We start from the raw sequence: 13616 nt of genomic DNA, 5'->3' as shown, positions 1-13616 counted from the left end.
TAGGCGCTAATTTCCTTTTGCACGTTTGAGTATTAAATATGAAGTTAAATCCAGCACAAGATGAAGCAGTAAAATTTGTCTCAGGACCCTGTCTTGTGCTTGCAGGGGCTGGTTCGGGTAAAACTCGAGTGATCACTAATAAAGTGGCATATTTAATTCAACAATGTGGTTATAAAGCCAGAAATATAGCAGCGGTAACCTTTACTAATAAAGCGGCTCGCGAAATGAAAGAGCGGGTCAGTCAAACGTTAGGAAAGCAAGAATCAAGGGGGTTAATGGTTTCTACTTTCCATACTCTTGGCTTAAATATTATTAGAAAAGAATATAAAACTCTCGGTCTCAAGGCAGGCTTTTCTTTGTTTGATGATCAAGACCAGTTGGCTTTGCTTAAAGAACTGACAGAAGAACAATTAGATGGTGATAAAGACTTATTAAAGCAATTGCTTAGCTCTATATCTAATTGGAAAAATGACATGCTTACTCCAGCGATGGCTATTAGCTACGCTCGTTCTGAACAAGAACAGTTATTTGCCCATTGCTTTGATGCTTATACCAAGCAAATGAAAGCTTATAACGCGTTAGACTTTGACGATCTGATTTCCATGCCTGTTGCGTTGCTGAAGAACAATGAACAGATTCGTCATCGTTGGCAAACTCGTATTCGGTATTTATTGGTTGATGAATATCAAGATACCAATACCAGTCAATATGAATTGGTTAAATTGTTGGTTGGAGAGCGAGGTCGCCTAACCGTAGTGGGTGACGATGACCAATCTATATATTCATGGCGTGGCGCTAAACCACAAAATTTAGTGTTATTAAATAAAGATTACCCTAACTTGCGGATAGTGAAGTTGGAACAAAATTATCGCTCTACTAGTCGCATTTTACGTGCCGCGAATATATTAATTGATAATAATCCTCATGTTATAAAGAAAACGCTGTTTTCTGCCCTTCCAGATGGCGAAAAATTGAAAGTGCTGATTGCAAATAATGAAGAGCATGAAGCAGAAAGAGTTACTGGTGAAATTATTGCCCATAAATTTTTAAATAGAACTGGATACAAAGACTACGCCATACTTTATCGAGGCAACCATCAATCTCGCTTGATCGAAAAATCACTGATGCAAAACCGAATTCCCTATAAAATTTCTGGTGGTACGTCATTTTTTGCTCGTGCAGAAATAAAAGACATTATGGCGTATCTGAAGGTATTAGTGAATCCAGATGACGATAATGCTTTTCTCCGAATTGTAAACACTCCGCGTCGAGAGATTGGTCCTGTGACACTAGAAAAACTGGGTAGTTACGCGAATATGCGAGGAAAGAGTTTATTTGAAGCCAGCTTTGAACTTGGACTTGAGCAGCATCTCTCTGGTCGAGGTTTAGAGTCGCTACAAAAATTTACTCGTTGGATCGTGGCCATTGCAGATAACGCCGAACGTGGCAATACGGTTGATGCTTTGCGAGCATTAGTGAGAGATATTCATTACGAAGATTGGTTATATGAGACTTCCTCCAGTGCTAAAGCGGCAGAGATGCGTATGAAAAATGTATCTGAGCTATACAATTGGATTGTTGCTGATCTTGAAGGTGATAATTACGATCAAGAAATAAAGACGCTAAAGGAAGTGGTTTTACGTCTTACTCTTAGAGATATGATGGAACGAGGCGAAGAAAATAGCGATGCCGATCAGGTGCAGCTGATGACACTGCATGCTTCTAAAGGGTTAGAATTTCCATTTGTTTATTTAATGGGGACAGAAGAAGGTATATTGCCGCATCAAACCAGCATCGATGAAGATAATGTTGAAGAAGAGCGTCGATTAGCTTACGTGGGTATTACGCGTGCACAAAAAGAGCTTACTTTTACTCTATGCAAAGAACGTCGACAATTTGGCGAGTTAATTAAGCCGACTCAAAGCCGTTTTCTCGATGAGCTACCCTTTGATGATGTTGAATGGGAAAGTGTAAAAAAACCGCAATCGGCAGAAGAGAGAATGATAAAAGGACAAGCGCATATCGCTAATATTAGAGATATGTTTAAAAATAAACGTTAATAGTAATACCAATATCAACGGTTATTAAAAAATAAAAGGGTTGTACTTAGTACAACCCTTTTGCATTTTGACCATTATCACTAGAAGCAACAGTAAAAAATAATAGCTACATACCTTCAGTGATGAATTTGATCGCAGCAATAACTTCATCATCACTACAATCCATACATGACCCTTTTGCTGGCATCGCATTAAAGCCTTGTAGTGCATGATTAGTTAATACTTCCATACCTTGAGCAATACGAGGAGCCCATTGTTCTGCATTGCCTTTTATAGGGGCTCCAGCTACACCTGTAGCATGACATGCTGTGCAATAAGTATTATAAACGGTAGCACCATCACGTGGTTCAGTTCTTTCTTCTACTACAGGAGCCGCTCCTGCGAGATAAACGTCACCAACAGGTTGGATGCGTTCAGCAATAGCATCATATTCTTTATCGCTCACACTGGCCGCTAGGCTTCCAGCTGAGAATGTAATTGCAGCGAATAGTACGCCGATTATTCTTAGGGACATATATTTAAGCTCACTTTGCAGTTATCGTTTTTATTTGGCGTGTGTTAACAAATACTATTAGAGTGTTCAATTAAAAATGGATAATTTGAAAACACATTGTTAAATCAGTGTGAATTATAGGGGATTATATCCTGTTAATTTACTGCGATAAATACCAAAATCATTATGATCAGCGTTTTATCACATCCTAACTGCTGAAAAAGACAACAATTAATAAAAAAACTATAAAAAAAACTAGACTGAGAAAGACGAACTACGTATTATTCCACTCCGCCGATAGGGCATGCGCCCGTAGCTCAGCTGGATAGAGCGTTGGCCTCCGGAGCCAAAGGTCGAAGGTTCGAATCCTTTCGGGCGCGCCAATTTCCGGAAGCGTTAAATATTATCGGCAAAAAATAGTGGTGGCTATAGCTCAGTTGGTAGAGCCCTGGATTGTGATTCCGGTTGTCGCGAGTTCGAGTCTCGTTAGCCACCCCATTATTATAAAGCGTAGAGTGTTACTCTGGGTTTAAGGTAGCAGACAAAAAGTTTGCTCCTAAAAGAAAAATTTCGGTGAATAGCGTATTTTGATCGCGCATCTCCGGTTTTGGAATAGTGGACCAGAGGGTTTGCTTCCAAACAAATAAATTTCGGTGAATAGCGCAGCTTGGTAGCGCATCTGGTTTGGGACCAGAGGGTCGGGGGTTCGAATCCCTCTTCACCGACCACTTTTTAGAATTCTGACTTTACTTGCAGGGTTTTAATTATTTGTGGTGGCTATAGCTCAGTTGGTAGAGCCCTGGATTGTGATTCCGGTTGTCGCGAGTTCGAGTCTCGTTAGCCACCCCATTATTAAATAGTGTAGAGTGTTACTCTGGGCTGTTAAGGCAGTAGACTAAAAGTTTGCTCCCCAAAAAAGAAAACTCGGTGGATAGCGTATTTTGATAGCGCATCCCCGGTTTTGGAATGGTGGACCAGAGGGTTTGCTTCCAAAAAAAGATTTCGGTGAATAGCGCAGCTTGGTAGTGCATCTCCGGTTTTGGAATAGTGGACCAGAGGGTTTGCTTCCAAAAAAAAGATTTCGGTGAATAGCGCAGCTTGGTAGCGCATCTCCGGTTTTGGAATAGTGGACCAGAGGGTTGCTTCCAAAAAAAAGATTTCGGTGAATAGCGCAGCTTGGTAGCGCATCTGGTTTGGGACCAGAGGGTCGGGGGTTCGAATCCCTCTTCACCGACCACTTTTAAAGCCTCGTCTTAGATAGACGGGGCTTTTTTTATTGTTCGACGTAATGATAAATTAACTACGCCAAGTGAATTAAGTCTCTGCTTAGTGAATTTACACTCAAAGGGGCGAGGAGGGTTCAGTTCTCTCAAATACAGCCCTTCACGACCACTTTTCAAGCCTCATCTAAAATAGACGGGGCTTTTTTATGGTTAAACCCCACTCTTTAACGATCGCTTTAAAATTCTTATTAATTAGAAAAATGTCTGGATAGTCGGTATTACCGTATTTAGATAGCAGAATTTGGCAGCAAAGGTGATAGTGTTAATGGAATAAAGAAGAGCATTATTCATGTTTTTCTCACTATATACTCTATTCAGTCATTTCAAGAAAAACATATTAAACCTGAACTTTTTAGGGATAAAAACTGCTTTTTTAATGTTTTTTTGTATTTATTAACTTTAAAATATAGATAAAACAGTGTTTATTTTTGTGTGTTGGTTTTAGATGCTGTTAAATTATGGTTGTATTCCCCTACTCTCAATGAGCTTATGTTTTTTAAAAATTAAAATGAATAATTGATTATGCTGATATTTGGTGTTTTTTTTTGAAATAAAAGAATAACTGACTAATTAATAAATTGTTACATTCTCACAAAAAACGAATAATTATTGAATGTACATGCTCTAAAAGTGTCCATCTGCGTGTTTTTATACTATATAAGTTGCTTTTTAGTGAATTATTTGCCAAATTTGTCAGTTATTAGATTATCAGGGCTTTGTTCTGGTAATGAATGGAATCAATTTGCAGACAGGGCTGTTAGCGCCGTGTTCGAGGTCTGGTAATGTCGCTTTTAGAAGTTAAGAACCTTCGGATAGAATATCCGTCAAGGCATGGTGTACATGCCGCAGTTAAAAATTTATCGTTCAACATTGAACGTGGGGAAATAGTTGGTGTTGTTGGTGAATCTGGTGCGGGTAAATCTACAGTAGGAAATGGTGTTATCGATCTACTGAGTCCTCCAGGTATCATTGCTGGTGGCGATGTATTTCTTGATGGCGATAAGATTTCTGGATTATCTTCAAGAGATATGCGCAAGGTTCGTGGGTCAAAAATAGGATTTATATTTCAAGATCCTATGACGTCGCTTAATCCACTTTTTACCGTGGAACATCAATTAAAAGAAACAATTCATGCCAATATGAACGTTTCTGATGCCGAAGCTTATAAACGTTCACTCTCTTTGATGAATCAAGTTGGAATTCCTCAACCAGAAAATCGACTCAAGCAGTATCCTCATCAATTTTCTGGAGGCATGAGACAGCGGGTTGTTATTGCCATTGCGTTAGCTGGTGAGCCAGATCTTATTATTGCTGATGAACCAACCACCGCTCTAGATGTTTCTATTCAAGATCAGATCCTTAGCCTTATTCGTGAACTGTGCGTCAGCAACAATGTCGGCTGTATGCTCGTTACTCATGATATGGGTGTAGTTTCTAATGTGACGGATAAAGTTGCTGTTATGTACCGCGGAGATTTGGTTGAGTTTGGTCCTACTGCTAAGGTGCTTGGGGATCCTGACCATTCTTATACTCGCAGTCTCATTTCAGCGGTGCCTCGTTCAGATAAGAAACTAGAACGATTCCCACTGGTCAGTTACATTGAAGAAGCGGTTGAAATGGCGCCTTTAGATGTAAAAAATCATTGGCTAGGTCAAAATCAAGTAGAAAGAGCTTATACTGGTCCATTATTGAATGTAGAAAATGTTAGCTTACGTTTCGTAACCAAAGATTCTTTATTTGAAAGCCGTAGAGAATATGTACAGGCCTCTAATGATGTGAGCTTTGAAGTTTTTGAAGGTGAAACGTTTGGTCTCGTGGGAGAGTCAGGTTCAGGTAAATCGACTATTGCTCGTGTTATTGCGGGGTTATATGCACCTAATGCCGGTAAGGTTACCTTTGAGGGAATAGACCTTACAGGATTGAAATCAGAAAAAGAACGTCGTCCGATGCGCCGTCAAATGCAAATGGTGTTCCAAAACCCCTACACCTCGATGAATCCAAGAATGAAAATTTTTGACATCATTGCCGAACCGATTCGATTCCATAAACTGACTCGCGATGAGAGCCAGACCCGAGAAATAGTACATGATTTGCTTGATCATGTTGGTTTAGGAAGAATGGCGGGGCTTAAGTATCCACATGAATTCTCTGGTGGCCAACGTCAACGTATTTCCATTGCCCGAGCATTGGCAACAAGACCTCGTCTACTTATTTGTGATGAACCAACGTCAGCGTTAGATGTATCGGTTCAAGCACAAATACTGAACTTATTAAAAGATCTTCAAGATGAACTGAATTTAACCATGCTGTTCATTAGCCATGATTTACCGGTTATTCGTCAAATGTGTGACCGTATTGGGGTGATGCAAATGGGGCAATTGTTGGAAGTTGCGCCAACTGAGCAATTATTTAACAACCCTAAGCATGAATACAGTCAACATCTTATTTCTTTGATGCCTGAATTTACAGGATTAAGAGAAAACATAGCGTAATTTTGTTGGTTAATTATTACTTTTAGCCAATAGAAAATTTTCGAGTATGAATGCTCGAGAACACAAAAAAGATGCAAATACAATAAACAGGGATATGATTTCCCGCATAAGGAGTTATGCAATGAAAACCATCAAGACCAAATTGACAGTTGCTTTAATGGCAGCAGGTCTATCTTTTAGCGCTGCTGCTGCAGATATCACAGTTGCTTATGATGCCGATCCAGTATCACTTGATCCGCATGAGCAATTATCAGGTGGTACACTGCAAATGTCTCACATGGTATTTGATCCACTAGTTCGTTATACACAGAAATTGGATTTTGAACCACGTCTAGCGACTAGTTGGGAGCGTCAAAACGATACAACTGTGCGTTTTAACTTACGTCAAGGTGTTAAATTCCATTCTGGAAATGAAATGACAGCTGATGATGTTGTTTGGACGTTCGATCGTCTAAAAAACTCTCCAGATTTTAAAGGTATCTTTACGCCTTATAAAGAAATGGTAAAAGTAGACGATTATACAGTTGATATCGTTACTAATGGTCCCTACCCGCTAGTGTTGCAAACTGCGACATACATCTTCCCAATGGATAGCAAGTTCTATTCTGGCTCTACCGACGATGGTAAAGAGAAAGACGAAGTTGTTAAGCATGGTAATTCCTTCGCTTCGACTAACGTTTCAGGTACTGGTCCATTTACCGTTACGTCTCGTGAACAAGGAGTTAAGGTTGAATTTGCTCGATTTAACGATTACTGGGATAAAGAATCAAAAGGTAACGTAGACAACCTAACGTTAGTGCCTATCAAAGAAGATGCAACTCGTGTAGCCGCTCTTTTATCTGGCGATGTTGATATGATTGCTCCTGTAGCACCTAATGATCATAAACGTGTGCAAGATGCATCCGGTATTGAGCTAGTGACCTTACCAGGTACTCGTATTATTACGTTCCAAATGAACCAAAATAGTAACGAAGCACTGAAAGATGTTCGTGTTCGTCAAGCAATCGTTCATGCTATTAATAACGAAGGTATCGCTAAGAAGATCATGAAAGGTTTTGCAACCACTGCTGGTCAGCAAGGTCCTGAAGGTTATGCTGGTTATAGCCCAGAATTAACCCCTCGTTTCGATGTTAAAAAAGCAAAAGAGCTTATGAAAGAAGCGGGTTATGAAGACGGCTTTACTTTAAGCATGATGGCACCAAACAACCGTTACGTGAACGATGCGAAAGTGGCTCAAGCAGCTGCAGCAATGCTTTCTAAAATTGGTATTAAAGTTGATTTGAAAACCTTGCCTAAAGCACAATATTGGCCTGAGTTTGATAAGTGTTCAGCAGATATGATGATGATTGGTTGGCATTCAGATACAGAAGATTCTGCTAACTTCTCTGAGTTCTTAACAATGACTCGTAATGAAGATACTGGTCGTGGTCAGTATAACTGTGGTTACTACTCAAACGCAGATGTTGACCGTTTAGTAGAAGAGTCAAATGTAGAAACCGATCCAGCTAAACGTGCGGAAATGCTACAGCAGGTAGAAGCAACACTGTATAACGATGCAGCGTTTGTTCCTTTACATTGGCAAAATCTAGCATGGGGTGCTAAATCTAATGTTGATATTGCTCCAATCGTTAATGCAATGAACTTCCCATACTTTGGTGACCTAGTCGTTAAATAATATGGAAGTAAGTTGTATGGTTAGTTAAATAAAGCATACGACTGCGTTCAAATACTTATTTTACGCAATACCGTTCTATGGCGCTCAATCTTATTTCAGTCGGATTGAGTGCCATTTTTAGACTTACGACTGACTGAAATACTTCTTTTCGAAGAAGACAATGGAAAATTAAGGGGCAAGGAATGTTTTCGTTTCTGGTCAAGCGCCTATATCAGGCACTGATAGTTATGTTTGTGATCAGTTTAGTGGCATTTGCCATCCAAGATAACTTGGGGGACCCGTTACGTGAACTGGTGGGCCAGTCTGTTTCGGAATCTGAACGTCAAGCTCTGCGTGATGAGTTAGGATTGAATGATCCGTTTTTTACTAAATATTCTCGCTTTGTCGGCAATGCAATACAAGGTGATTTTGGTACCTCTTATTTTTATAAAAAGCCCGCTGCTGATGTGATTTTAGATAAACTAATTGCCACGTTAGAATTGGTGTTCGGTGCAGCATTAATCATTGTATTAATGTCTATTCCTCTGGGAGTTTATTCCGCGATTAATCCTAAAAGTATACTCACCAAAGTAATCATGGCCTTTAGTAGTATTGGGATTTCGATACCGGTATTTTTAACCGCCATTATGCTGATGTATGTCTTCTCCATTGAATTAGGTTGGCTGCCTTCTTATGGGAGAGGAGAAACGATAAACTTGCTTGGTTGGGAGTCGGGGTTCTTTACGCTCGATGGTTTAGCGCATTTGGTGCTACCAAGTGTTTCTTTGGCCTCTATTATGCTACCACTATTTATTCGTTTAGTTCGTTCTGAAATGCTGGAAGTATTGAGTTCTGAATATATTAAATTTGGCCGTGCCAAAGGCTTATCCTCTAAAAAAATCTATTATCAACATGCGCTTAAAAATACCATGTTACCGGTGTTAACGGTTGGTGGTGTGCAAATTGGTACCATGGTGGCTTATACCATCCTTACTGAAACTGTTTTTCAGTGGCCAGGTACCGGTTTTCTCTTTTTAGAGGCGATTAATCGTGTTGATACACCGTTAATTACTGCTTACGTGATTTTTGTAGGTTTGGTGTTCGTTGTGACAAACACTATTGTCGATTTGATGTATGGCTTGATTAACCCGACGGTTAATTTAACTGGTAAAGGAGCTTAATCGTGGAACAATCTAACGTTGTCCCAAGCCGTTGGGAACGCTTTAAACAATCTGACATTTTATATTATTTCTTACGCGATAAGGTGGCGATGTTTAGTTTTGCCGTCTTTATGATATTCCTAGTTATGGCATTGGCCGCACCTTTAATATCACCAACTGATCCGTATGACTTAACGTCTATTGATATCATGGATTCTGAACTTCCTCCTTCTTGGATGGAAGAAGGCGATTCAAGGTTTATGCTGGGTACTGATGAGCAAGGACGAGACATATTATCGACGATGCTTTACGGTTCTAGACTTTCTCTTACCATCGGTTTTTTTGCCGTGGGGTTACAGTTATTGTTAGGTATCGTTATTGGTTTATCAGCTGGTTACTTTGGTGGCCGGATTGATAGTTTTTTAATGAGATTTGCAGACGTACAGTTGTCGTTTTCAACCATGATGGTTGCGATCATTGTTTCGGCGATATTTAAAGCAAGTTTTGGCAGTGATTTTTACAGCCAATACGCGGTGTTAATGTTAGTGGTTATTATTGGTATTGCGGAATGGCCACAGTATGCCCGTACCATTAGAGCCTCAGTGCTTGCTGAAAAGAAAAAAGAGTATGTAGAAGCGGCTCGAGTAATGGGCTTTCGCTCTCCTCGAATTATGTTCCGTCATATCTTGCCAAACTGTTTATCACCGATCTTGGTTATATCGACAGTACAGGTGGCGAATGCAATTATGTCGGAAGCGGCGCTTTCTTTCTTAGGCTTAGGTTTGCCGGTTGATCAGCCTTCTTTAGGTGCCTTGATTAGCATCGGTTTTAATTACATATTTTCAGGTGCATGGTGGATTACTGCTTTCCCTGGTTTTGTCTTGGTAACCTTAGTTTTGGTCATTAATTTGCTCGGAGACTGGTTAAGAGACGTCTTTAACCCTAAAATTTATAAAGAATAATCTAAAGCGATTGATATCTAACTATAAATATTTCTAAACTAAGAGTCGCTATTATTGCGGCTCTTCTTTTTAGAGGCTATTGTTACTATGGTAATAGCATGATAAATATTGAGATAATAATATGAGCCGTATTTTAGTTAGACAATCCGTAGCCTTTGCTTTTTGTATTAGCTTTGCCTTTTCATCTTTTGCTAATGCCGCTGATGATGAGTATATCTGTGAAGCAAGGCAGATGACGACAGATTCAATTCCCGTACTCTCTCAAGATTGCCCCATTGGTAATGGCATGTGGGGAGTAACTCCAGATGTCGATACCGGCTTATTTTGGATTCAATGTGGGTTATTTAATTATGCATTGAGCCAAAATGAAGTAGAAGAAGTGACTAATGTTATCTCAAGCAATGTGTGGTTGAAAAAAGAAAAAAAAGATTATCGTTGCTTAGTTGGGCCTTATGAACAGTATTCGGTAGCGACAAAAGATCTCGACCAGTTAAAAAAGCTTAATTCCTATAAGCAAGCATTTATTCGAAATGCAACCGTTTCTCCAAGGACAGCCGTTACCTCAGCCAAAGCAATGCCTAATAAACCGGTTTCTAATGGAAAAACAGCTAGCAAACCAATCACTAACGCTCCAACTGTTACCTCACCTGCTGTCCCTTCAACAGTCGCGATAGAAAAAAGCGAAGTCGTTGAACAGAAAAGTGAGCAGGACCAATCTCAAGCAATAGGTCCATCTGAAACCGTTGTGGCACGTAGAGACGTTAAGATTGGTGATAAATATTATATGATCCCTTTTTTGATGGAAGGCTATGATCAATTTTATATGGAATATAATATTGCTTGGAATCGATTAAATTATGAACGTTCTGTTGAAGTGTGTGCACTACAAAATATGCGACTTCCATCTGAAGAAGAATGGCAACTCCTGATAGACTCACAAGTTATGAAGACTAAGCAATGGCCGTTACATCTTCCTTATTGGGGCGATGAAAAGAAAGGGCTGTTTACTAGTGGCAAGATCACTCAACTTTCTGGGACATCACTACTTAATGTAGTTTGTATTAAGTAGTTAAAATTAAGGCTAACATTTTTACAATGTTAGCCTTTTTATGCATTTGTTTTTATCTCATAGTAACAAATTCTTCGGAACCAGTAGGATGTATAGCAACGACACTGTCAAAATCTGCTTTAGTCGCTCCCATTTTCATTGCTACTGCAAAACCTTGAATCATTTCATCCACGGTAAATCCAATACCGTGTAAACCCACTACTTTTTCATCATCACCGGCACAAACCAGTTTCATTTTACATGGCTGACGATGTTTGGTAACTGCGGTGTACATAGCCGTAAAGCCTGATTGGTATACTTTAACGTTATCTGCACCATATTGCTCAATGGCTTCAGCTTCTGTCACACCAATTGTACCGATAGGTGGATGGCTAAATACGACGGTAGGTATAAGCTCATAATCCATTTTTGCTGTTGGTTTATTATTAAATAAACGCTCAGATAATTGACGGCCTGCTTTGACTGCAACCGGCGTTAGCTCAACGCCACCCTCCATGATGTCACCTACGCAATAAATACCATTTACGTTGGTTTCTTGATACTCATTGACTTTAATGTATCCACGGTCGTTGGTTGCAACCCCAGTAACATCTAAGTTTATAGCATCGGTAGCTGGATGGCGGCCAATTGCCCAAATTAAAGTATCAACATTGTGTGATTGACCATTTTCTAGATGAAGAGTAAGACTTCCATCTTCTTCTTTGGTTATTTCTTTAGGGACAGAATGAGTATGCAGAGTCGGGCCTTCTTGCTTCATTACTTCCACTAAGGTATCGATAACCATTGGGTCAAAACTACGAAGCGGTGACTCTTTACGCACAAATAAATCTGTTTTTGTGCCTAAAGCATGTAAAACACCTGCTATTTCTACCGCAATGTATCCTGCACCAATCACTGCAACACGTTCAGGCTGTTGTTGTAATTCAAAAAAACCATTTGAATCAATACCGTATCCCGCCCCTGGAATGCTTGGTATACTCGGGCGACCACCTACGGCGATAAGTATATGTTCAGCTGTGTACTGTTCACCATTCACTTCAACGGTTTTTTCGTCAATAAATTTAGCGAAACCTTTGATCACTTCAATTTTATTTTTGCCCAATACATTATCGTATGATTGGTGTATACGACCGATATAAGCTTGGCGGTTTTCAACGAGTTTTCCCCAGTTAAGAGGTTTAGCTTCAACATCGAAACCATAATCTTCAGCGTATAGGTTGATCGCTTCGGCAACTTGAGCCCCATGCCACATTACTTTTTTTGGTACACAGCCAACATTGACACACGTGCCGCCAAGGTCTTTTGCTTCAATTAGGGCGACTTTAGCGCCATACATGGCCGCACGATTAGCAGAGGCAATACCACCACTGCCGCCACCGATACAGATATAATCAAATTGTTTCGCCATTACTTTCTCCAATTTTTCTAATTTTATTTATCTTTCAATCTTAAACCTAAGTTAAAGAGTATGCGAGACTCTCTTTAGCTCATCATTATTAGATATAGTGTATATATGGGGATATTTTACTCAGGTACAATCCATTCGACACTATAATGACCCGTTGCTGGGGCAATAGTTTGTTTTAAAAATGGCAGAATTTCTTCCATCTGAGCCTTTAGTTTCCATGGTGGATTAATCACGATCATCCCAGAGGCAGTCATTCCTCTCTCATTGGTATCTTTGGATACGCCCAGTTCAATTTTTAAAATATTTCTAATATCAAGAGATTCTAGCCCTTCAATCATGTCTTCAATATCAAGACGATTAACCACTGGGTACCAAATTGCATAAATGCCGGTAGCCCAACGTTTGTGACTTTGAGCAATGGCAGTAACAACATCTCGATATTCTTTTGCCAATTCGTAAGGAGGATCAATCAAGACTAAACCACGTCGCTCTTTGGGCGGAAGGCTTGCTTTTAGTCGCTGAAAGCCATCTTCTTTATAGATTCTAACTTGACGATCACGATGAAACTCTTGTTCTAGTAATGAATGGTCGCTAGGGTGAAGTTCGGTTAGTACCATTTTATCCTGTGATCTTAGTTGCGCACGAGCGACTCTAGGTGAACCGGGGTAGTAACGTAACTCATCATTATTATTTAAATTGGCAATGGCATCTAAATAGCTTTGTAGGCCGTCGGGCATCGATTCTTTTTGCCATAGTCGGGCGATACCTTGTTTATATTCACCGGTTTTTTCTGCCCATTCGTGGGTAAGATCGTATCGTCCAACCCCTGAATGTGTATCGTGATACATAAAGGGTTTTTCTTTTTGTTTTAGTGCATCAAGAATTAAACTCTGTACTATGTGTTTTAGTACATCGGCGTGGTTTCCAGCATGGAAACTGTGTCTGTAACTTAACAAATTAAGGCTCTCTGTGTGCGCAGGTTTAGAGCGTTGATGCTCTTGAGTGTGATAAACAAATTATTTTCAAACCTTTTCA

At 39.8% G+C, this 13616-nt stretch carries 10 protein-coding genes and 5 tRNA genes; 11 read left to right on the top strand and 4 right to left on the bottom strand.

Annotation, left to right across the window (positions count from 1 at the left end):
• The first annotated feature begins 38 nt into the window (after nucleotides 1-38).
• Nucleotides 39-2060: a DNA helicase Rep gene (rep, locus tag ACLKML_RS11775; protein WP_413285485.1), complete on the top strand. Its 2022-nt coding sequence runs from the start codon at nucleotides 39-41 to the stop codon at nucleotides 2058-2060.
• Between the two features lie 106 nt (nucleotides 2061-2166).
• Here the strand turns inward: rep and ACLKML_RS11770 are convergent, their stop codons facing one another.
• On the bottom strand, nucleotides 2167-2574 hold the full coding sequence (locus ACLKML_RS11770) for a cytochrome c5 family protein (protein WP_317716447.1): 408 nt from the start codon (nucleotides 2572-2574) through the stop codon (nucleotides 2167-2169).
• Nucleotides 2575-2859: 285 nt separating this feature from the next.
• Between ACLKML_RS11770 and ACLKML_RS11765 the strand changes: the two genes are divergently transcribed.
• The 4 genes from ACLKML_RS11765 (at nucleotide 2860) to ACLKML_RS11750 (ending at nucleotide 3402) form a co-directional block, all read left to right on the top strand.
• Nucleotides 2860-2936 (top strand) — tRNA-Arg (locus ACLKML_RS11765).
• A 39-nt stretch (nucleotides 2937-2975) separates the two neighbouring features.
• Nucleotides 2976-3051, top strand: a tRNA-His gene (locus ACLKML_RS11760).
• A gap of 153 nt (nucleotides 3052-3204) precedes the next feature.
• Nucleotides 3205-3281, top strand: a tRNA-Pro gene (locus ACLKML_RS11755).
• Between the two features lie 45 nt (nucleotides 3282-3326).
• Nucleotides 3327-3402: transfer RNA gene (locus tag ACLKML_RS11750), tRNA-His, on the top strand.
• A gap of 33 nt (nucleotides 3403-3435) precedes the next feature.
• On the opposite strand, the gene ACLKML_RS11745 is transcribed toward ACLKML_RS11750, so the two are convergent.
• Nucleotides 3436-3741: a hypothetical protein gene (locus tag ACLKML_RS11745; RefSeq protein WP_413285484.1), complete on the bottom strand. Its 306-nt coding sequence runs from the start codon at nucleotides 3739-3741 to the stop codon at nucleotides 3436-3438.
• On the opposite strand from ACLKML_RS11745, the gene ACLKML_RS11740 reads away from it, so the two are divergent.
• From ACLKML_RS11740 to ACLKML_RS11715, 6 genes are all read left to right on the top strand, one after another.
• Nucleotides 3714-3790: transfer RNA gene (locus tag ACLKML_RS11740), tRNA-Pro, on the top strand. The genes ACLKML_RS11745 and ACLKML_RS11740 overlap by 28 nt on opposite strands.
• Nucleotides 3791-4618: 828 nt before the next feature.
• Nucleotides 4619-6328 (top strand): dipeptide ABC transporter ATP-binding protein, encoded by a 1710-nt coding sequence (locus ACLKML_RS11735; RefSeq protein WP_413285483.1) that lies wholly within the window; start codon nucleotides 4619-4621, stop codon nucleotides 6326-6328.
• Between the two features lie 121 nt (nucleotides 6329-6449).
• On the top strand, nucleotides 6450-8003 hold the full coding sequence (locus tag ACLKML_RS11730) for an ABC transporter substrate-binding protein (protein WP_413285482.1): 1554 nt from the start codon (nucleotides 6450-6452) through the stop codon (nucleotides 8001-8003).
• Nucleotides 8004-8185: 182 nt separating this feature from the next.
• Complete coding sequence (locus ACLKML_RS11725) at nucleotides 8186-9163, top strand: ABC transporter permease (RefSeq protein ID WP_413285481.1); 978 nt, start codon at nucleotides 8186-8188, stop codon at nucleotides 9161-9163.
• A gap of 2 nt (nucleotides 9164-9165) precedes the next feature.
• A complete protein-coding gene (locus tag ACLKML_RS11720) occupies nucleotides 9166-10104 on the top strand; it encodes an ABC transporter permease (protein ID WP_413285480.1) in 939 nt (312 codons plus the stop codon).
• 121 nt (nucleotides 10105-10225) lie between these two features.
• Nucleotides 10226-11173 (top strand): SPOR domain-containing protein, encoded by a 948-nt coding sequence (locus tag ACLKML_RS11715; protein ID WP_413285479.1) that lies wholly within the window; start codon nucleotides 10226-10228, stop codon nucleotides 11171-11173.
• A gap of 52 nt (nucleotides 11174-11225) precedes the next feature.
• Here ACLKML_RS11715 and gorA read toward each other — a convergent pair whose 3' ends face one another.
• Nucleotides 11226-12581 (bottom strand): glutathione-disulfide reductase, encoded by a 1356-nt coding sequence (gene gorA, locus ACLKML_RS11710; protein WP_413285478.1) that lies wholly within the window; start codon nucleotides 12579-12581, stop codon nucleotides 11226-11228.
• Between the two features lie 116 nt (nucleotides 12582-12697).
• The gene (locus ACLKML_RS11705; RefSeq protein WP_317716454.1) at nucleotides 12698-13537 is read right to left on the bottom strand and encodes a 23S rRNA (adenine(2030)-N(6))-methyltransferase RlmJ; all 840 of its coding nucleotides are present in this window, start codon (nucleotides 13535-13537) and stop codon (nucleotides 12698-12700) included.
• Nucleotides 13538-13616: the final 79 nt, after the last annotated feature.

Source organism: Vibrio sp. MA40-2 (genome assembly GCF_047302445.1).
Taxonomy (GTDB): domain Bacteria; phylum Pseudomonadota; class Gammaproteobacteria; order Enterobacterales; family Vibrionaceae; genus Vibrio.
The sequence above is the reverse complement of the archived record's forward strand: the minus strand, read 5'-3'. Positions and strand labels throughout refer to the sequence as shown.